Origin of the sequence: Marinomonas spartinae, assembly GCF_900089775.1 — a bacterium.
Lineage (GTDB): Bacteria > Pseudomonadota > Gammaproteobacteria > Pseudomonadales > Marinomonadaceae > Marinomonas > Marinomonas spartinae.
Map to the genome: position 1 here is coordinate 235,787 of NZ_FLOB01000003.1, position 19,526 is coordinate 255,312.

A 19,526-nucleotide genomic window follows, 5' to 3' on the forward strand; every position below is an offset into this window, starting at 1 on the left:
TAGACGGAGAAAGCGATAAATCATGACCCATACATTTCAGTCTGGCATCATTCCAGAAGCATCAAGTGATGCTTTATTTATCACCTTTGATGTCAAAAAAGAGCGCATTGCTGGCGCCAAAAAAGCCCTCTCAATGAGCCCGGCTATTATCAGAGAGCTGCAACAGCAATTCCCTGATGCAGACCTTTATGCCACTATCGGAATCAGTCATTCCGCATGGCGTTATTTTGATTTAAGTGCACATCCAGCAGAATTAGCCCCCTTTCCCCGTTTTTCCCATAACAATATTGAAGTTGGTGAGACAGAAGGAGAATTGGTATTTCATATCCGCTCAACGCGTAGGGACGCTTCTTATTTACTCGCCAATGCTCTATATCAAGCATTTGATAATAGCCTGACCATTATCGACGAAATCAGTTGCTTCAAATACTTAGACAATCGAGACCTAACAGGCTTTGTCGACGGTACAGAAAACCCTGAAGGCGAAGCAAGAAAAGCGGTAGCACTTGTTGGTGAGGAAGATATACACTTTAAAGATGGTTCCTATCTAAATCTTATGCGCTTTGAGCATGATCTAAACAAATGGGAACAGCTGGATCTTAAAACCCAAGAAGATACCTATGGACGTACTAAGTATGCAAATGAAGAGTACGTCTCCAAAGATAAGTCTGTTCATGCACACACTAAACGTACGTCCCTAAAAGACCACAATGGAAAATCACTGGAAATACTTCGTCACAGCATGCCATTCGCTTCATTAACCTGTAAAGGTCTGATGTTTGCCAGCTACAGCAAAACCCCCAGCATATTCAACCAAATGTTAAAAAGCATGGTAGAAGGTGATGAAAACGGCAACCAAGATCATTTGATGCGATACACCGCAGCCAAAACTGGTAATGCTTTCTTTGTCCCTTCCGTTACTTGGTTAGAAAGCATGGGGAATGGCAAGTAAAGCCATCTCTTTGTTTAACGGGATAAATGATGGCTGTGGCGCAATTAGCTTAGCAAAACAAATCACAACTCCAAAAACGAAAAAAGCCAGCGATTGCTGGCTTTTTCATTCTATTGCTTTGACAAATTTATCTAAGAACAGCTAGCTAGATCACAGGTTTGTTTCTATGTCTGCTTTGCTTTTTAACCACTCATTTTGTGATGTAAGATTCATCTTAGATTCCGTCTCACGAAGATATTGTCCATAAGCCTGCTCTTGGCGGTCAGAAGCTTTGTCAGATCCAGCCTGAACCTTGTTTAAGCGAATTAAAACAAGATCCCCATCGTCTAACTTCTTAATATCCATAACAGGTTTACCTTCAGGTTGCGCCATAGTAAAGGCTAAAGAAGCAATTTCATCCTGACCACGCTTCGCTAGCTTAACGGACGTCCACTTAGTGCTTGGAGCCGTCTCTGCCGCTTTCGCTTGAGCCATAATGGCGGCTTCTGCTTTAGATTGCACTAGCTTAGACGTAACTTCTTTTTTCGCCTGCTCAAAGGATTGGACAGACTCAGGCTTATGATCAGCCAAATGGATCACAACAACCTTATTGCCCCCCAAATCGATCAAGTCGCTATTTTGACCATCTTTAAGAACGGTATCACCAAACGCCGCACTGATAACTGACGCATTCGAAGTAATCGCATTATTACCGCCATCACGACTGAAGTAATTGCTAGTCTGAACCTTCACACCATACTCATTGGCAAGCGGTTTAAGCTGATCGCTGGCATAAGCTAAATCGGAGATGTTTTCATGAGCAGCAAACAGCGCCTCTTGTGCTTTCTTAGCAACTATTTGTTTTTCTAAAGCTGCTTTTTTATCAGCAAGAGAAGGGACTTTTGGATCTTTGATCGCTTCTAACTTGATTAAATGCCAGCCAAATTTTGTTTTTACCTCTTTAACTTGGCCTTTCTTCATGCTAAATAAAGCGTCTTCAAACGGTTTAACCATCGTCCCTTGAGTAATATAACCCAACTCACCGCCTTTTTTCTTAGAACCGATATCATCAGAGTACTCTTTAGCTAAGTCAGCAAAACTAACACCTTTCGCTAACTGGGCCTTGATCTTATCCAAGATCGCCTTTGCTTGTTTCTCCGTATGAGTATTATCAATCAGAATATGGGATGCTTTGCGCTCTTCTTTAGGAAGCCCTGCAACAAACGCCTTATACGCCTCTTGGAGATCTTCATTGGTTACTTTTACTTTGTTCGCAAAATCCGCAGCCGTTAGCTCAACATAATTGATTTTTACCTGTTCAGGCGTTTTGAATTCATTTTTATGCTCATCGTAATAGGCTTTTAGCTCTTTATCTGTCACGCGGGTTTTCTCAGACTGATCAGCCAAAGAGAACTTAACGTAATCAAAAGAACGCTCTTGAGATTGCAACTGAGCAATGCTATCAACTTGATAAGGAAGAACAAAATCAGAATTCACAACACCTCTTTCAAGCTGTTGCGATAAAATGCTTTCGCGCACACGATTTTTAAACGCTAAAGGAGTAAAACCCAATGTGCGAATAAAGTTTACATATTTGGTTTGGTCAAACTTACCATCAGTTTGAAATTGAGGGTTCTGCAGTAAATAAGAATTTACTTGACCATCCGACACGCCTAGCTTAAGTGACGCAATCTGGTTATCTATTAAAGCACCTTGAATCAACTCATTTAATGCATTCTTTTGCAACACATTCTCTTGCAGCATCGCTGGGTTGACGTGGCCATTAGACATAGCAATCAGCTGACGACGCTGAAGATCCGCTTGTTGCAACATCTGTGCACGAGTAATATCAGTGCCATCCACTTTAGCTACCTTGTCGGTTGAGGTAAAGCTTTTTACTAAGGCCTCGACGCCAAATAGAGCAAAAGTCACGACAATAAAACCAACAATGATCTTAACCACGATGCCTTGTGACTTATCTCTTATATCCTGGAGCATTATGCCTCCACATGAGTTAATGATGTTTCTAAATAAAAAAGGTGTATTCCGCACGGAATACACCTTTTTGTGTCTAGTGGCGGAACAGACGGGACTCGAACCCGCGACCCCCTGCGTGACAGGCAGGTATTCTAACCAACTGAACTACTGCTCCTGATCCCTTAGTTTACGGCGTCTTTAAGACCTTTACCTGCTTTGAAACCAGGAACTTTAGCCGCTTTAATTTGAATTTCCTCACCAGTTTGAGGATTGCGACCAGTACGTGCTGCACGCTCTTTCACTGCAAAAGTACCAAACCCTACCAAAGTCACTTGATCTCCTTTAGACAACGCTTCTTCTATTGCTTTTAACGTAGCATCCAACGCGTTACCAGCAGCAGCTTTAGAAAGATCAGCAGAAGCCGCAATAGCCTCAATCAGTTCAGATTTATTCACGTTTTACCCCTTCAGTATTTTAAGTAGATCCTTAGAATCATTTCGGCACTGTATTAAAATAATGCTCATAGATAAGGCCGAGCCAAAGTTATACAAGCCCTTCCTACCCCGTGTCAACACTGGGTTTGCCCTAATGATGACTCACAGCTTCTTGTTCATCAACAGTTTTTTCTTTAGAAGTTAAGGTTTCTTCCTTTTTTGGTGAAGGAATGTACTCTAAAGCAATATCCAACACCTCATCAATCCATTTAACCGGAATAACTTTCATATCGGCTTTAATATTGTCCGGGATTTCTTTTAGGTCCCGAGCATTCTCCTGCGGAATAACAACCGTTTTAATTCCTCCACGATGAGCCGCCAGCAACTTCTCTTTCAAGCCCCCAATCGGCAACACTTCACCACGTAGAGTGATCTCACCTGTCATGGCAACTGACGCCTTAACAGGAATCTTGGTCAGAACCGAGACAATCGCCGTACACATCGCAATACCCGCACTTGGACCATCTTTTGGAGTGGCACCTTCGGGTACATGTAAATGCAGATCAGTCTTTTCATGGAAGTCCGCATCGATACCTAAACCAACAGCGCGGCTTCTGACGACAGTGAGAGCCGCCTGAATCGATTCCTGCATCACGTCACCTAATGAACCCGTTTTAACGTGACGGCCTTTACCAGGCACACCAGCGGCCTCTATGGTCAACAGTTCACCACCGACCGACGTCCACGCTAACCCAGTCACCTGACCAATTTGGTTTTTCTCTTCTGCTTTTCCATAACTAAACTTATGTATTCCTGAGAAGTCTTCTAAATTATCAGAGCTGACCACAACCGTATCAGCACCTTTATTCAGTGTTTGCTGCTTGATAACGCGACGGCAAATCTTACTCAGCTCACGTTCTAAACCACGCACACCTGCTTCTTTGGTGTAATAACGGATAACATCCATTATTGCGTCGTCAGAGACGTCAATCTCTTTATCTTTCAAGCCCGCTAGCTTGATTTGCTTAGGCAATAGATAGCGCTTGGCAATATTTAGCTTTTCATCTTCGGTGTAACCAGGGATGCGAATAATTTCCATACGATCCAGCAAAGGACCTGGAATGTTCATACTATTTGACGTACAAATAAACATCACATCAGATAAATCATAGTCCACCTCAAGATAATGGTCGCTAAACGTGTGATTTTGCTCTGGATCTAACACTTCAAGTAGTGCCGATGCTGGATCTCCACGCTGATCCATTCCCATTTTATCGATCTCATCCAAGAGAAAGAGCGGGTTTTTTACCTTAATTTTAGCTAGCTTTTGTAGCAACTTACCCGGCATAGAACCAATGTAAGTGCGGCGGTGACCACGAATTTCAGCTTCGTCTCGCACCCCACCTAGCGACATACGCACATACTTACGATTAACCGCTTTAGCAATGGATTGACCCAGAGACGTTTTACCTACTCCTGGTGGCCCGACCAAACACAAGACAGGACCTTTAACCTTTTTAACTCGTTGTTGTACAGCTAAAAACTCCAAAATACGCTCTTTCACATCCTGTAAACCAAAGTGATCTTGGTTTAACACTTTTTCAGCGTAAGCCAAATCATTACGTACTTTACTGCGTTTTTTCCAAGGCAGTGAAATCAACCAGTCAATATAACCACGAACAACCGTTGCTTCTGCGGACATAGGCGACATCATACGAAGCTTTTTCAACTCTCCTTCCGCTTTCTCGGTCGCTTCTTTGCTCATACCCGATTCATCGATTTTTTCTTGAAGAACATCAAGTTCGTTGCCACCGTCTTCCATGTCACCTAGCTCTTTCTGAATGGCTTTCATTTGCTCATTCAGATAGTACTCACGCTGACTTTTTTCCATTTGCTTTTTGACACGGCTACGAATATTTTTCTCGAGATGAGCAATATCTAATTCACCATCCATCAAAGCCATTAAATATTCGCCACGCTCAGTTAATGAAGCGATCTCAAGCACTTGCTGCTTATCTTCTAGCTTCAGACTCATGTGGCCAGTAATACTGTCAATAAGCTTCGATAAATCATCGATGGACTTCACAGAGGTAACAACTTCGGCTGGAATGCGTTTGCTACCGGCAACATATTCATCAAGCTGCTTAAGAAGCGCTGTCCGAATCGCCGTATGCTCAGATCCTCCGTCATCTTCTGACGCTATCTCAGCAATGCGTCCTGAGATGAATTCTCCATCATCTTCGATACTATCTAAACGAGCACGACTGCCCCCCTCTACCAACACCTTTACGGTACCATCGGGAAGACGAAGCAATTGCATAACTTTAGCCGTTGTGCCTATCGCATATAAGTCATCCAATTGCGGATCATCTTTTGAGGCATCTTGCTGAGCAACCAAAAAAACATACTTATCATTTTCCATAGCAGCTTCAAGAGCAGCAATGGATTTAGGACGCCCAACAAATAACGGCAACACCATATGTGGGTATACGACCACGTCACGTAGAGGCAACATTGGCATTTTCAAAAATTTCGACATATTTTTTTCCAATCTGGGCGCAAAATACCGCGCACTTTCATTTCATTCTATGATTAGGAAAGAGATAAGGACAATAATAAAAAAAACAACCGTATCAGCATGTTGAATTAAGTGTACATGCTGCCTCTAAATCTCACACTAAAAAAAAGCCGACTATGAACACAAAGATTCATACTCGGCTTTTAACTATAGCTTAAAAATTCAAATTAGCCGTTTTTCGCCAATTCTTCCTTTTCAAGAACCATCAATGGCGCGGACTCACCTCGCATTGAAGCACCATCCATCACAACTTTCGCGACATCGCTACGCGTTGGTAAGTCGTACATGCAATCCAATAGTGCTGACTCTAAAATACTACGCAGGCCTCGAGCCCCAGTCTTCCGAATAAGAGCAAGTTTAGCCGCTTCTTTTAGAGACTCTGGTGTAAATTCAAGTTCAACTCCTTCTAGTTCAAAAAGGTGCTGATACTGCTTAGTTAGAGCATTCTTGGGCTCACTAAGAATAGTAACCAACGCCTCTTCATCCAACTCCGAAAGCGTTGCCACTACAGGCAATCGCCCAACAAACTCAGGAATCAGGCCGAACTTAACCAAGTCTTCCGTTTCTACTTTATGAACCGCTTCGGAAAAAGACCTTCCTTCATCCTTACTTTTCACTGTCGCAGCAAAACCAATACTACTTTTCTCAGTACGATCGCTAATGACTCGCTCAAGCCCTGCAAACGCACCACCACAGATAAATAAAATATTGGACGTATCTACTTGTAAAAACTCTTGCTGAGGATGCTTACGACCACCTTGAGGTGGCACAGAAGCAACCGTCCCCTCAATTAATTTCAAGAGTGCTTGCTGCACCCCTTCACCAGAGACATCACGAGTAATGGATGGGTTGTCAGACTTACGCGAAATTTTGTCAATCTCATCAATATAGACAATACCACGCTGAGCTTTATCAACATCGTAATCGCAATTTTGTAGCAACTTCTGGATGATGTTTTCAACATCCTCCCCTACATAACCGGCTTCGGTCAAAGTAGTCGCATCCGCAATGGTAAATGGCACATCCAAAACACGAGCTAGTGTTTGAGCCAATAAGGTTTTACCACTACCAGTCGGACCAATCAGCAAAATATTACTCTTGCCAAGTTCGACGTTATTATCCGTTTTTCCCTGATGACGTAAACGTTTGTAGTGGTTATAAACCGCAACCGCTAAAACTCGCTTGGCCTTATCTTGCCCGATAACATAATCATCAAGTGCCGCTCTTAGCTTAGATGGCGTAGGTAGCTCATCGCTCGCTTCACCCGATGAATCCCCTTGCAATAACTCTTGGGTAATAATGTTATTACACAGATCCACACACTCATTACAGATATAAACCGATGGCCCTGCAATCAGTTTTTTTACTTCATCTTGGCTCTTTCCACAGAAAGAACAATATAGTAGCCGATCAGAGTGGTCACCACGGCTGCTAAATTTATCATCCGACATTTACTCCACCCTTTTAAACAGTTCGTTTTTGTAAAATATCATCAATTAGACCGTATTCTTTCGCCATTTCTGGATTCATAAAGTTATCACGATCCGTATCTACGGCAACGTCCTCAATGGCCTTACCAGTATGAAACGAGATGATCTCATTAAGTCTGTGTTTAATACTTAAAATTTCACGCGTATGAATTTCAATATCAGAGGCCTGCCCCTGGTATCCACCCAATGGTTGGTGAATCATAACACGTGAGTTAGGCAAACAATAACGTTTACCAGCCGCACCTGCCGTAAGCAATAGAGCCCCCATACTAGCAGCCTGACCGATACACATAGTACTAACATCAGGTTTAATGAACTGCATAGTATCGTATATAGACATTCCAGCCGTGACCGAACCACCAGGAGAGTTAATATACAAGTGAATGTCTTTATCTGGGTTTTCAGACTCTAAAAACAACAACTGAGCAACAACGAGATTCGCCATGTGGTCTTCCACTTGGCCCACCAAAAAAATAACTCGCTCCTTGAGCAAACGCGAATAGATATCGAATGATCTTTCTCCACGAGCCGTCTGCTCAATAACCATTGGAACAAGACCATTGCTAGTAATTGCAACAGGACCAGTAGTTGGGTTTTTCAAATTCATATCGCATTCCTTAAGACAAAAAAGCCGGCATAACAAATGCTATGCCGGCCTTATTTAAAAAGATAAGAAGAGTATTATGCTTCTTCGCCTTCTTTTTCAACTTGGGCTTCTGGCTTGATAGCGTCTTCATAACCCAATGTTACATCAGTAATTTGGGCTGTTTCTAACAGTTTATCAACAACTTGCTCTTCAAGTACAGCAGATTGAACTTGTGAAAGCTGTTCTTTGTTCTTCAAGTAATAATCGATCACTTGTTGTGGCTCTTGATAAGCTTGAGCCATATCTTCAAGGAACGCATGAACACGATCGTCTTCCACTTTTAGCTCTTGCTGTTTAATTACTTCAGCAATCAACAAGCCTAGTTTAGCACGCTTAGAAGCTTCTTCTTGAAATAATTCAGCTGGTAGCTGAGATGCATCGAAGCCTTGACCACCAAACTGCTGAGCTGCTTGCTTACGCAATGCATCTACCTCTTGGTCGACCATAGCAGATGGCACTTGAACATCACCGTTAATAGATAATAGACCATCAAACAAGCTGTTTTTCAACTTCGCTTTAATCGCTTGATTCAATTCGCGCTCCATGTTCTTGCGAACTTCGGCACGCAAAGCATCAACGGTCGCTTCTTCAAGACCAAATTTCTCAACAAAGGCATCATTCAACTCAGGAATGATTTGCTCTGCGACTTCAGAAACTGTAATTTTGAAAGTCGCTTCTTTGCCTTTCAAGTTTTCTGCTTGATAGTCTTCTGGGAAAGTGACAGAGATAGTACGCTCTTCACCTGCTTTAGCACCCAAAATACCGTCTTCAAAGCCAGGAATCATAGTGTTTGAACCAAGAACCAATTTATGGTCTTGCGCTGCACCACCTTCAAACGCCTCATCACCAAGGTAACCAACAAAATCAATTGTTACCTGATCACCATCAGCAGCTTCTCGCTCTACAGCTGACCAATCAGCATTTTGCTTACGAAGTGTTTCAAGCATTGTATCAACATCGGCATCAGTCACTTCGGAATTAACACGATTAACATTGATCGCTGATGCATCAGCTAACGTAATTTCAGGATAAACTTCCACTTTTGCTACAAACTCAAGATCTGCGCCTTCAGCAACGTTTTTTGGCTCAATAGATGGCATGCCTGCAGGCTGAATAGATTCTTTTTGTAGAGCTTCCATGTAGGCATCGCGCATAATTTGCTCAATTGCCTCCATACGAATACCTTGACCATAACGTTTTTTAACAACACTTACAGGCACCTTGCCTTTACGGAAACCATCAATACGGATAGTTTTCGCAGTTTTAGCCACTTCAGAACTTACTTTTTCTTCGATTCGAGCAGCAGGAACGCTGATTGTAAGAGTGCGCTCGATTGGAGACGTTGTCTCTACAGAAACTTGCATAAAACTTCCTCTCGGGAATGTGCTTTAACTTGTTGATGTTGTCACGGTTAAACTTAATCACCAGTCGATAACAGCAACAAAACCTAAATTTAAACCTATTAAAGTAATGGACTGAAATGGTGCTCCGTACTGGATTCGAACCAGTGACCTACCGCTTAGAAGGCGGTTGCTCTATCCAACTGAGCTAACGGAACAAAGCTCATTACATTTCATTTGGTGGGCTATTATAGGGATGGAATATCAATCGTCAACTCAAAGACATAAAAAAGCCCAGTAAACTGGGCTAAAAAATGACTTTTCGTCACCAAGGAACCGAATCCAACTAAAAACTTAGCCTTCAACGGAACAAATATCACAAAAGGAACAGGGATAATATTACCTATAGCCAAGCCATAAAACAAGCCCGATGCCCCAATTTAACTCGGCTTGCACCATATTTGTGCTTTGTGCACATACTTTTACTTACCATAACCTTTTGCATGACAAATAGGAGATATACTTAAAAAAACCATTCATAATAAAATCACCCATTTAAGCCTAATTTATGAGGATTATCCGATGCAAGAGCGTTTCCGTTATCTCTATATCCTTAGCAAACGCTACACTCACCATACCTCAATGCGCTTTATACAAAGCAATTTGACACAAAGAGCGGCACAACTCACGCTATCAAGCCTACTGGCTGCCGTACCAATTATCACTATCGTGATCGGCATCCTTGGCCTAACACCTGCCCTTAAGGATATGCAAACCCAACTTTTTAATTTTCTCAGCACCCACTTAACACCAGGAACAACAGATACCATCTTCCCGTATTTGATGAAATTTTCTCAACAGGCAAAAAACCTTCCTGCCGCCGGTATTGTGACACTCCTTATTACCGCCCTGTTACTACTTAATACGTTTGAAGGCAGCGTACAATCCATTTGGAATATTAAAAAGCAAAGAAAAATTCGCGATAAACTACTAACTTACTGGGCTATTCTCACCCTTGGACCAATCATTTTTGCTGCATCATTGAGCTTATACGGCACATTACTGTCCTATGAAATTAGAGACATCCAAGCAAGCGAATCAATAAAATACTTAATCGACTTTGGTAGCTCTGCACTGTACTTTTTTATGCTATTCACCTTAAATTTTTTAACCCCTAACACCGATGTTTCAATTAAAATTTCCGCCCTCGCATCACTTATCGGCAGCATTGGACTGTTTTTATTGAACACTCTATTTAGTAGCTTTGCTCATTTTTTCAGCTCTTACCAAGTGGTTTATGGCGCATTTGCCGCCTTGCCTATCTTTTTGATCTGGCTACAGTTCACATGGATCATTATTTTGGCATCAACTTGCCTTTGTGCGAGCATTCATCACATTAAGAGCTTAGCATTCGAGCAAGATTAGGTTAAAATTGCCGAAATTTTTTAACAGAGTTAGTCATGATCAACAAAATTAACGATCTAAACACCATTTTAGAACAAGCCGACTGCCTAGTCAGTGAGAAACAAATCGATAGCGCCTTAGACAAAATGGGCGAGCAAATTACAAAAGACCTACAAGACACCTTTCCTTTGGTCATCTGCGTTATGAATGGCGGACTAATACCAACCGCAGGCATACTTGAGCGACTCTCTTTTCCGCTAGAACTTGATTACGTTCATGCAACTCGTTATGGGATGGAAACAGAAGGCACTTCTCTTAAATGGCTAAGCTACCCTCAAACGGATATAAAAGATCGTGACATTTTGATTATTGACGATATTTTTGATCAAGGGCATACATTAAAAGCCATCATCGAATGGTTCGAGCAGCAAGGAGCCAACAAAGTCTATACAGCAACGATTATCAACAAACTGCATAACCGCAAAATCAACCTAACACCAAATTATATTGGCGTAGAAGTCGAAGACCGCTTTTTGTTTGGCTACGGCATGGATTACAAAGGGGCTTTTCGTAATCTAAAAGGCATTTACGCTATTAAAGATAGCTAATTAAAAACCCTTTCTCCTGCCTTATACCCACAAAAAAGGCGCTAACTTGAGAAGCTAGCGCCTTTTAAACTTTTACTCTTCGAACAAACTATAGAGTTTCCAACACAAAGCAACCGTTTTAGAAGACACGGTTAAAACCATTCAATGCAGCCACACGATAAGCCTCTGCCATCGTAGGATAGTTAAAGGTCGTATTCAAAAAGTACTTCAAGGTATTTTGCTCACCGGGCTGCTTCATGACAGCTTGACCGATGTGAATAATTTCTGATGCTTGGTCACCGAAGCAATGAATCCCCAAAATTTCAAGCGTCTCGCGATGAAAAAGAATTTTCAACATACCAACCGCTTCCCCTGTGATCTGAGCACGAGCAGTATTCTTAAAGAACGCCCGCCCAACCTCATAAGGTATTTTCTCTGCGGTTAATTCTGCCTCAGTTTTACCTATCGAACTAATTTCGGGAATAGTATAGATGCCAGTTGGCACTTCACTAATAAAGTGCCCACCCTCTATTCCAAACATATTAGCAGCAACAGCACGACCTTGATCATAAGCAGCACTTGCTAAACTAGGCCAACCGATCACATCACCAGCAGCATAAACATTGTCTACCGTAGTTTGATACGCATGATTTACCGACAATTGTCCACGGCTATTTGGCTCTAAACCAATATTTTCAAGTCCTAAGGATTCTGTATTACCAGATCGGCCATTACAGAACAACAACGCATCCGCCCGCAGTTTTTTGCCAGATACCATATTCAACACTACATCGCGATCTGTCGTTTCAACTGACTCGAAGGTTTCATTATGACGAATTAGCACGCCACCATCACGCAAGTGGTAGCTCAACCCATCGGTGATTTCATCATCTAGGAAACTGAGCAATTTCTTGCCTGGGTTTATTAACTCAACACGCACCCCTAAACCACAAAAGATTGAAGCGTACTCACAACCAATAACCCCCGCACCATAAATAATCAAAGAACGAGGAGTATGACTCAAACTTAGGATTGTATCGGAGCAATAAATACGAGGGTGAGTAAAGTCAATGTTAGCAGGACGATAAGGACGAGAGCCTGTTGCAATCACAACATTCTTAGCAACCAGCTCTTCAGGGCCACGCTCATAGGTGTTCACCTCAATGGTATTCGCATCTTTGAATTTGCCACGACCAAAATAAATATCTATACGATTACGCGCATAATACTCGGTTCTTCCCATTACCTGTTTATCAATCACTTTATTCGCACGATCAAGCACTTTTGGAAATGAGAACCAACGAGGCTCACCAATATCACGAAACATAGGATTGGTATTAAAAGCGATAATCTCTTTCACCGCGTGACGCAGTGCTTTTGACGGAATCGTTCCAAGATGCGTACAACTACCACCCACCTGTGGGCTTGCTTCCACCACTGCCACTTTTTTTCCAGCTTTAGCCGCATTCATCGCAGCACCTTCACCGGCAGGACCTGTGCCTAATACTACGACATCATAATGTCTCGTCGTCATTTTATCCCCTTTCAAATACAATTACTTAGATGCATCGTAGAATGCTTCATCCGATACACTTTTTTGGATGGCTGATTTTTTAGACTCTTTTTCACACTTCCCTTTATCTCCACCACAAATATCACATGCGACTTCCATTCCAAGTGCACTCATTCCACCACAAGAACCCGCAATAGGCTTTCTTCCCATCATGACACCAACCGCCATTGCGGCAACAACAGCCAACATCAAAGCAAACACTAAAACTGCAGTTAACATAATTAATCCTCCTATCTGGAAACGCTCCACAAGCCCTTCCGAACCCAGGCAGTCAAGATGCTAGCCAAAGAATTAACAACCAACGCCTAGCATCACTCAACTGCTTATTCGAAAGCTGGCGAATTAGCCAGCCTCCGTTTCATTATCTGGCACCCATTATAAAGCTTTTTACATAAGGCGCGCACTCTACCCCATCTAAAAAGCCAATCAAATTAGGAGAAAATATGATAAGTTGTTGAAATCCAATCAAAACACCTCACACATAACCACCTGATTCCCTCTATACAAAAAGACCCGCCTATTGGGCGGGTCTTTTTTGGCTGCTAGCCACCAAAGTCATCAAGAAGAATATTTTCCTTCTCAACCCCAAGGTCCTCTAGCATCTTAATAACGGACGCATTCATCATTGGTGGTCCACACATGTAGAACTCACAATCTTCAGGCGCAGGATGATCCTTCAAATAATTTTCATATAATACATTATGAATAAAGCCCGTTTTACCTTCCCAGTTATCTTCTGGAAGCGGATCCGACAAGGCCAAATGCCATTCGAAGTTTTCATTTTCCTCTTGAAGCTTGTCGTACTCTTCAATATAAAATGCTTCTCGCATACTTCGAGCACCATACCAGAAAGAGATCTTTCTCTTAGAGTGCAAGCGTTTGAGTTGATCAAAAATATGAGAACGCATAGGCGCCATACCAGCACCACCACCGACAAAAACCATTTCAGCATCGGTATCTTTGGCAAAGAACTCACCAAACGGACCATATACTTTGATTTTATCACCAGGCTTCAAACTAAAAACGTAAGATGACATTTGACCAGGTGGCACGTCATCTTTTCCTGGTGGAGGCGAAGCAATACGAATATTAAACTTAACCAACCCTTTCTCTTCAGGATAGTTAGCCATCGAGTAAGCACGAATAACAGTTTCATCGACTTTAGAAGTAAACTTCCAAAGATTGTACTGATCCCAATCTCCACGATACTCTTCTTCGATATCGAAATCTTTGTAATGTACCGTGTGTGGTGGCGCCTCTAACTGAACATAACCACCAGCACGGAAATCAACGTTTTCGCCTTCTGGTAGCTTTAATGTCAGCTCTTTAATAAAGGTCGCTAAGTTAGGGTTAGACTCAACAGTACACTCCCAAGCTTTAACGCCAAACACTTCCTCCGGCACCTCAACTTCCATATCTTGCTTAACCGATACCTGACATGAAAGTCGATAGCCTTCTTTTTCATCTCGACGAGTAAAGTGAGACTGCTCAGTAGACAGCATAGAGCCACCACCACTTAACACCTTACATTTACACTGCGCGCAGGTTCCACCACCACCACAGGCAGAGGATAAAAAGATACCGCTATTTGCTAGGGTTTGGAGCAACTTGCCACCTGCAGGTGCAGTTACCTCCTTTTCACCATTGATGCTAATTGTGACGTCACCAGAGCTCACCAGCTTAGCTCGAGCAGCAAGAATAATTGCCACCAGAGCCAGCACGATTGCTGTGAACATCACTACACCTAGAATAATTTCTAAGTTCATGTTTGTTAAACCTTATTCTTGGTTGTCCATTTTATGCAATTAAAGCTGCACACCCGAAAATGACATAAAGCCTAAGCTCATCAGGCCGACAGTAATAAAGGTAATACCTAAACCACGCAGACCCGCTGGCACATCCGAATATTTGAGTTTTTCACGAATACCCGCCAACGCCACAATAGCCAACGCCCAACCGATACCAGCGCCTACACCGTAAACCACACTCTCACTGAAATTGTAATCGCGCTCAACCATGAACAGCGACGCCCCCATAATGGCACAGTTAACAGTAATCAGAGGTAAGAACACACCAAGTGCGTTGTACAGTGCTGGGACATACTTATCTAGCGTCATCTCCAAAATTTGAACCACGGCAGCAATAACACCAATGTAGCTCAATAACCCCAAGAAACTTAAGTCGACATTAGGTAAACCTGCCCACTCAAGCGCCCCGTCCTTCAATAAGTTCTGATATAGCAAATTGTTTAGGGGTACCGTGATAGCCAATACCACAATGACCGCCACACCAAGACCAAGAGCCGTTTCTACTTTCTTGGACAAAGCCAACAAAGTACACATCCCCAAGAAAAAGGCCAGAGCCATGTTCTCAACGAAAACAGCCTTAACAAACAAACTGATTAAATGTTCCATTTATAAAGCCTCCTGCGCACGTGAATTAGCCGCTATTTTGAATTCAGGCTCTTCCACTTGTTCTTTTTTCGCTGAACGTAACACCCAGATAATAAGACCAATGACAAAGAAGGCACTTGGAGGAAGAAGCATCAATCCATTAGGCTGATACCAACCACCGTTTTGGACGGTTTGAAAAACCACATGACCAAACAACTTACCCGCACCAAGCAGCTCACGGAAAAAGGCCACCACCATCAACATGGCACTGTACCCAAGGCCGTTGCCGATACCATCCAAGAAGCTCATCACAGGACCATTTTGCATAGCATAAGCCTCTGCACGCCCCATAACGATACAGTTTGTAATGATCAAGCCAACAAACACGGAAAGCTGTTTACTTATTTCAAAGGCAAACGCACGTAGCACTTGATCCACAACGATAACCAAAGAAGCAATAATGATCATCTGCACAATGATACGAATACTGCTAGGAATATGATTACGAATTATCGAAATAAAGAAGTTAGAAAAGGCGGTTACCAAGGTCAACGCAATCGCCATTACTAAACTCACACTCATGCTACTGGTCACCGCAAGAGCCGAACAGATCCCCAAGATCTGTAAAGCAATTGGGTTATTCGCTAAAATGGGTCCAAAAAGGACTTTTTTTACTTCAGACATCACTGAACTCCTTTGCTACGAAGCTTTGCCAAGAAAGGCCCAAAGCCATGTTTACCCATCCAGTATTGCACCAAATGCGTAACACCACGACTGGTCAAGGTCGCTCCAGATAAAGCATCTACTTCATGAATAGCATCAGGACTAGCATTGTTTACACCACCTTTCACCAAGCGAATAACAGGCTTGCCTTGGTTGTTATAAACTTCTTTACCTTTCCACAACGCTTTCCAGTTTGGATTATCTACTTCACCACCTAACCCAGGTGTTTCGCCTTGATCGTAAAAACCAAAACCAACAACAGTAGAGTAATCATTCTTAAGTGCTATAAACCCATACATTGTCGACCAAAGTCCGTAGCCGTGTACAGGCAGGACAATTTTATTAATTTTATCGCCAGACATCACCAAATAGACTGGCGCGTATTTGGCACGACGCTTAATGTCAGCCGGATCTTCATCAGCTGGTAAAGCGCGAGACAACTTTGGATTTTGAGCCGCTGCCTTTTGGTCGTATGTCTGAGGGTTTATCCCTGCTGCCTTTAGCTCCTCTGGAGTAGCAAATTCACCTGTATTCAAGTTAACAATACGCGTTTCAACACGTTTGAAAAGCTCGTCAACAGACTTACCAGGCTCTAACATCCCAGCCGCAGCCAAGATGTTTTGTTTCCGGTCTAGAGCTTTATTGGCTTTTTGGATCGGCTTTAAACCAACCGCAGCCGCTGCAACAAAGATAGAACACACCAAACATAGAGCAAGCGCAACCAGTATGGTCTTTTTAATACTTTCGTTACCGCTAGCCATTGCGTGCAATCCTCCGTTTAATGTTTGCCTGAACGATAAAATGGTCTATGAAAGGTGCAAACAAGTTAGCAAACAAAATTGCCAACATCATACCTTCTGGGTAAGCAGGGTTAACCACACGAATCAACACCACCATTACACCAATCAAAGCACCATAGAACCACTTACCACGTTGCGTCATAGAGGCAGACACCGGATCTGTCGCCATAAACATCATACCGAAAGCAAAACCACCTAACACTAGATGCCAGTACCAAGGTGTTGCAAACATTGGATTGGTATCTGAACCTATCCAATTAAATAGCAAAGATGTTGCAATCATACCGATCATCACACCGGCAACGATACGCCAAGCGGCAATACGCATCACCATTAGAATGGCACCACCAATAAAGATCGCCAAGGTTGAAGTTTCGCCCATTGAACCTTGAATAAAGCCAAAGAAGGCATCAGACCAAGTTGTAGTCAAACTCGTCACACCATTCGCTGCTATCTGACTTAATGGTGTTGCGCCAGAGAAACCATCAACCGCCGTCCAAACGGAATCACCTGACATAGAGGCTGGGTAAGCAAAGAACAAGAAGGCACGACCCGCTAATGCTGGGTTTAAGAAGTTTTTACCTGTGCCACCAAACACCTCTTTACCCAACACCACACCAAAGGTAATACCGAGTGCAACCTGCCAAAGTGGTACAGTGGGAGGCATAGTCAATGCAAACAGAATAGAAGTAACAAAGAAACCTTCGTTAATTTCATGCTTTCGAACGGTCGCAAACAAGACTTCCCAAAAACCACCTACCACAAAGGTAACAAGATAAACAGGCAAGAAATACGTTGCACCATAAATCATGTTATCCCAAATACTCGCCGGATTGTGACCGGCTAGCGCAGCCACAATGACCTGACGCCAAGAGTCGCCCGCACCGACATTCATAGAGGCAAGCGCGGTATTTGCTTGAAGCCCGATGTTGTACATGCCAAAAAACATGGCAGGGAAAGTACACAACCACACCAAAATCATGATGCGCTTCATATCAACAGCGTCACGTACATGAGAGCCGTTTTTCGTTACTGAGCTTGGGCGATAAAAAATCGTATCAACTGCTTCATAGAGCGCATACCATTTTTCATATTTACCACCTGCATGAAACTCAGGTTCCATTTTATCGAGTACTTTTCTAAGCCCCATAATAAATCAACCCTCTTTCTCTATCAGAGTGAGACAATCCCGAAGGATCGGGCCGTATTCAAACTTACCCGAACAACTGTAAGTGCACAGCGCTAAATCTTCCTCATCCAACTCTAGAGCGCCTAATTTCTGCGCCTGTTCTGTATCCCCTACCACTAGTGCTCGCAATAACTGCGTTGGCAAAATATCTAATGGCATTAAGCGTTCAAAATGACCAAGAGGCAACATAGTACGATCACTACCATTGGTCGTTGTCGTCATATCAAATGATGAACTCCCTGTGAGTTTAGACAAGAAAACATTCAATACAGAATGTTTTTTGGCACCCGCTCGCAAGTAATGCATCATTTCACGCTCTCGTCCTTCCTGAAGCACAGTAACCTGATTATGGTAGCGACCAAGATAAGCAAATGGACCAAACGCTTTACGACCTGTTAAAACAGAGCCTGAGATAATACGATTTTCACCATCCTTTAACTCGTCGGCAATCAACACATCAAGGTTTGCACCTAACTGGGTACGAACAAGACGTGGTTTTTTAACCTGAGGACCAGCAATGGCTATAACACGCTCAACAAATAACTCACCTGTCAGAAACAACTTACCGATTGCTACCACATCTTGATAATTGATGGACCAAACGGTTTTCTTTTCACTAACAGGATCCAAGAAATGAATATGAGTACCAGCCAAGCCAGCAGGATGAATACCCGCAAATTCCTCAACTTTAACATCCGACGTCGTTGGAATTTTCGCATCAGGCGCTTTACATACAAAAACGCTTCCTGATGTCAAACGTGTCAATATAGTCAAACCATCAGCAAAGGCTTCGCCTTGATCAGCCAAAACAACTTCAGGTGAGGCGGCCAATGGGTTGGTATCCATTGCTGTAACAAAGATGGAATGAGGCTCAGAGGCAATTTCAGGAACTTTAGAGTACGGGCGAGTACGAAAAGCTGTCCATAAGCCAGAATCGACGAGATTCTCAACCACTTTATCGCGGTCAAGACCTTTCAACTCTGTGCCTGCATATGAAGCAAAGGACTCGACTTCATTCCCTTCTACATCAATCACCACAGACTGAAACACACGTCGTTGACCGCGATGAATAGAAGAGATAACACCTGAGGCAGGAGCGGTGTATTTTACCCCTTCCGTTTTCTTATCCGTAAAGATGACCTGTCCTTTTTTGACCTTATCCCCTTCCTGAACCAGCATAGTAGGTTTCATACCATGGTAGTCAGGACCGATCACTGCAACGGATTTTACCGCTGCCACATTCTCAATCACCTGATTGGGAGCGCCGCTAATCGGAAGGTCTAGGCCTTTAGTAATTTTATACATATGTTCTGCCCAACAATAAATTGAACACAAAAGCGTTGTACGTTTTGCTCACGCCCCCCTCCGGGAAAGCATGCGAAAGCGAATAACAAGCATAGTGTTTGTTATAAAACGCAAATCACTTCACCAAAAAACCGAGGTATTATAGTGATCATTGTT

The 19,526-nt window shown here is 42.8% G+C and carries 17 protein-coding genes and 2 tRNA genes; 3 read left to right on the forward strand and 16 right to left on the reverse strand.

Features of this window, described 5'->3' with window-relative positions; translation table 11 throughout:
• The first annotated feature begins 22 nt into the window (after nucleotides 1-22).
• Nucleotides 23-952 carry a Dyp-type peroxidase gene (locus MSP8886_RS08835; protein ID WP_067015157.1) on the forward strand — a complete coding sequence of 310 codons (930 nt, stop codon included), beginning with the start codon at nucleotides 23-25 and terminating at the stop codon, nucleotides 950-952.
• Between the two features lie 150 nt (nucleotides 953-1,102).
• Here the strand turns inward: MSP8886_RS08835 and MSP8886_RS08840 are convergent, their stop codons facing one another.
• The 8 genes from MSP8886_RS08840 to MSP8886_RS08875 form a co-directional block, all read right to left on the reverse strand.
• Complete coding sequence (locus MSP8886_RS08840; RefSeq protein ID WP_067015161.1) at nucleotides 1,103-2,929, reverse strand: SurA N-terminal domain-containing protein; 1,827 nt, start codon at nucleotides 2,927-2,929, stop codon at nucleotides 1,103-1,105.
• Between the two features lie 77 nt (nucleotides 2,930-3,006).
• Nucleotides 3,007-3,083: transfer RNA gene (locus tag MSP8886_RS08845), tRNA-Asp, on the reverse strand.
• 7 nt (nucleotides 3,084-3,090) lie between these two features.
• Entirely contained in the window at nucleotides 3,091-3,363 is a 273-nt protein-coding gene (gene hbs, locus MSP8886_RS08850; RefSeq protein WP_067015163.1) for a non-specific DNA-binding protein Hbs, read from the reverse strand.
• Nucleotides 3,364-3,493: 130 nt separating this feature from the next.
• Nucleotides 3,494-5,881, reverse strand: coding sequence for an endopeptidase La (gene lon / locus MSP8886_RS08855; RefSeq protein WP_067015165.1), 2,388 nt, complete (start codon nucleotides 5,879-5,881; stop codon nucleotides 3,494-3,496).
• 206 nt (nucleotides 5,882-6,087) lie between these two features.
• Entirely contained in the window at nucleotides 6,088-7,371 is a 1,284-nt protein-coding gene (gene clpX, locus MSP8886_RS08860) for an ATP-dependent protease ATP-binding subunit ClpX (RefSeq protein WP_067015168.1), read from the reverse strand.
• A gap of 13 nt (nucleotides 7,372-7,384) precedes the next feature.
• The gene (clpP, locus tag MSP8886_RS08865) at nucleotides 7,385-8,017 is read right to left on the reverse strand and encodes an ATP-dependent Clp endopeptidase proteolytic subunit ClpP (RefSeq protein ID WP_067015172.1); all 633 of its coding nucleotides are present in this window, start codon (nucleotides 8,015-8,017) and stop codon (nucleotides 7,385-7,387) included.
• Between the two features lie 74 nt (nucleotides 8,018-8,091).
• Nucleotides 8,092-9,420 carry a trigger factor gene (tig, locus tag MSP8886_RS08870; protein WP_067015175.1) on the reverse strand — a complete coding sequence of 443 codons (1,329 nt, stop codon included), beginning with the start codon at nucleotides 9,418-9,420 and terminating at the stop codon, nucleotides 8,092-8,094.
• 117 nt (nucleotides 9,421-9,537) lie between these two features.
• A tRNA-Arg gene (locus MSP8886_RS08875) sits at nucleotides 9,538-9,614 on the reverse strand.
• Between the two features lie 364 nt (nucleotides 9,615-9,978).
• Between MSP8886_RS08875 and MSP8886_RS08880 the strand changes: the two genes are divergently transcribed.
• Nucleotides 9,979-10,821, forward strand: coding sequence for a YihY family inner membrane protein (locus MSP8886_RS08880; RefSeq protein WP_083200882.1), 843 nt, complete (start codon nucleotides 9,979-9,981; stop codon nucleotides 10,819-10,821).
• 35 nt (nucleotides 10,822-10,856) lie between these two features.
• A complete protein-coding gene (locus MSP8886_RS08885; protein WP_067015177.1) occupies nucleotides 10,857-11,408 on the forward strand; it encodes a hypoxanthine-guanine phosphoribosyltransferase in 552 nt (183 codons plus the stop codon).
• A gap of 118 nt (nucleotides 11,409-11,526) precedes the next feature.
• On the opposite strand, the gene sthA is transcribed toward MSP8886_RS08885, so the two are convergent.
• From sthA to MSP8886_RS08925, 8 genes are all read right to left on the reverse strand, one after another.
• Nucleotides 11,527-12,921, reverse strand: coding sequence for a Si-specific NAD(P)(+) transhydrogenase (gene sthA / locus MSP8886_RS08890; protein ID WP_067015180.1), 1,395 nt, complete (start codon nucleotides 12,919-12,921; stop codon nucleotides 11,527-11,529).
• Nucleotides 12,922-12,942: 21 nt separating this feature from the next.
• A complete protein-coding gene (gene nqrM / locus MSP8886_RS08895) occupies nucleotides 12,943-13,179 on the reverse strand; it encodes a (Na+)-NQR maturation NqrM (protein ID WP_067015182.1) in 237 nt (78 codons plus the stop codon).
• A gap of 323 nt (nucleotides 13,180-13,502) precedes the next feature.
• On the reverse strand, nucleotides 13,503-14,726 hold the full coding sequence (nqrF, locus tag MSP8886_RS08900; RefSeq protein WP_067015184.1) for an NADH:ubiquinone reductase (Na(+)-transporting) subunit F: 1,224 nt from the start codon (nucleotides 14,724-14,726) through the stop codon (nucleotides 13,503-13,505).
• Nucleotides 14,727-14,765: 39 nt separating this feature from the next.
• Complete coding sequence (gene nqrE, locus MSP8886_RS08905) at nucleotides 14,766-15,374, reverse strand: NADH:ubiquinone reductase (Na(+)-transporting) subunit E (protein WP_067015186.1); 609 nt, start codon at nucleotides 15,372-15,374, stop codon at nucleotides 14,766-14,768.
• Nucleotides 15,375-16,037 (reverse strand): NADH:ubiquinone reductase (Na(+)-transporting) subunit D, encoded by a 663-nt coding sequence (locus MSP8886_RS08910; protein WP_067015188.1) that lies wholly within the window; start codon nucleotides 16,035-16,037, stop codon nucleotides 15,375-15,377.
• On the reverse strand, nucleotides 16,037-16,837 hold the full coding sequence (locus MSP8886_RS08915) for a Na(+)-translocating NADH-quinone reductase subunit C (RefSeq protein WP_067015190.1): 801 nt from the start codon (nucleotides 16,835-16,837) through the stop codon (nucleotides 16,037-16,039). The genes MSP8886_RS08910 and MSP8886_RS08915 overlap by 1 nt, the downstream gene beginning before the upstream one ends.
• The gene (locus tag MSP8886_RS08920) at nucleotides 16,830-18,026 is read right to left on the reverse strand and encodes an NADH:ubiquinone reductase (Na(+)-transporting) subunit B (protein WP_067015193.1); all 1,197 of its coding nucleotides are present in this window, start codon (nucleotides 18,024-18,026) and stop codon (nucleotides 16,830-16,832) included. The genes MSP8886_RS08915 and MSP8886_RS08920 overlap by 8 nt, the downstream gene beginning before the upstream one ends.
• A gap of 6 nt (nucleotides 18,027-18,032) precedes the next feature.
• Complete coding sequence (locus MSP8886_RS08925; RefSeq protein WP_067015196.1) at nucleotides 18,033-19,370, reverse strand: Na(+)-translocating NADH-quinone reductase subunit A; 1,338 nt, start codon at nucleotides 19,368-19,370, stop codon at nucleotides 18,033-18,035.
• Nucleotides 19,371-19,526: the final 156 nt, after the last annotated feature.

Bases quoted from the DNA above. Each gene is read 5' to 3' on its own strand.
- MSP8886_RS08835 (WP_067015157.1), top strand. From the start codon at position 23: ATGACCCATACATTTCAGTCTGGCATCATTCCAGAAGCATCAAGTGAT.
- MSP8886_RS08840 (WP_067015161.1), bottom strand. From the start codon at position 2,929: ATGCTCCAGGATATAAGAGATAAGTCACAAGGCATCGTGGTTAAGATC.
- lon (WP_067015165.1), bottom strand. From the start codon at position 5,881: ATGTCGAAATTTTTGAAAATGCCAATGTTGCCTCTACGTGACGTGGTC.
- clpX (WP_067015168.1), bottom strand. From the start codon at position 7,371: ATGTCGGATGATAAATTTAGCAGCCGTGGTGACCACTCTGATCGGCTA.
- clpP (WP_067015172.1), bottom strand. From the start codon at position 8,017: ATGAATTTGAAAAACCCAACTACTGGTCCTGTTGCAATTACTAGCAAT.
- tig (WP_067015175.1), bottom strand. From the start codon at position 9,420: ATGCAAGTTTCTGTAGAGACAACGTCTCCAATCGAGCGCACTCTTACA.
- MSP8886_RS08880 (WP_083200882.1), top strand. From the start codon at position 9,979: ATGCAAGAGCGTTTCCGTTATCTCTATATCCTTAGCAAACGCTACACT.
- MSP8886_RS08885 (WP_067015177.1), top strand. From the start codon at position 10,857: ATGATCAACAAAATTAACGATCTAAACACCATTTTAGAACAAGCCGAC.
- sthA (WP_067015180.1), bottom strand. From the start codon at position 12,921: ATGACGACGAGACATTATGATGTCGTAGTATTAGGCACAGGTCCTGCC.
- nqrM (WP_067015182.1), bottom strand. From the start codon at position 13,179: ATGTTAACTGCAGTTTTAGTGTTTGCTTTGATGTTGGCTGTTGTTGCC.
- nqrF (WP_067015184.1), bottom strand. From the start codon at position 14,726: ATGAACTTAGAAATTATTCTAGGTGTAGTGATGTTCACAGCAATCGTG.
- nqrE (WP_067015186.1), bottom strand. From the start codon at position 15,374: ATGGAACATTTAATCAGTTTGTTTGTTAAGGCTGTTTTCGTTGAGAAC.
- MSP8886_RS08910 (WP_067015188.1), bottom strand. From the start codon at position 16,037: ATGTCTGAAGTAAAAAAAGTCCTTTTTGGACCCATTTTAGCGAATAAC.
- MSP8886_RS08915 (WP_067015190.1), bottom strand. From the start codon at position 16,837: ATGGCTAGCGGTAACGAAAGTATTAAAAAGACCATACTGGTTGCGCTT.
- MSP8886_RS08920 (WP_067015193.1), bottom strand. From the start codon at position 18,026: ATGGGGCTTAGAAAAGTACTCGATAAAATGGAACCTGAGTTTCATGCA.
- MSP8886_RS08925 (WP_067015196.1), bottom strand. From the start codon at position 19,370: ATGTATAAAATTACTAAAGGCCTAGACCTTCCGATTAGCGGCGCTCCC.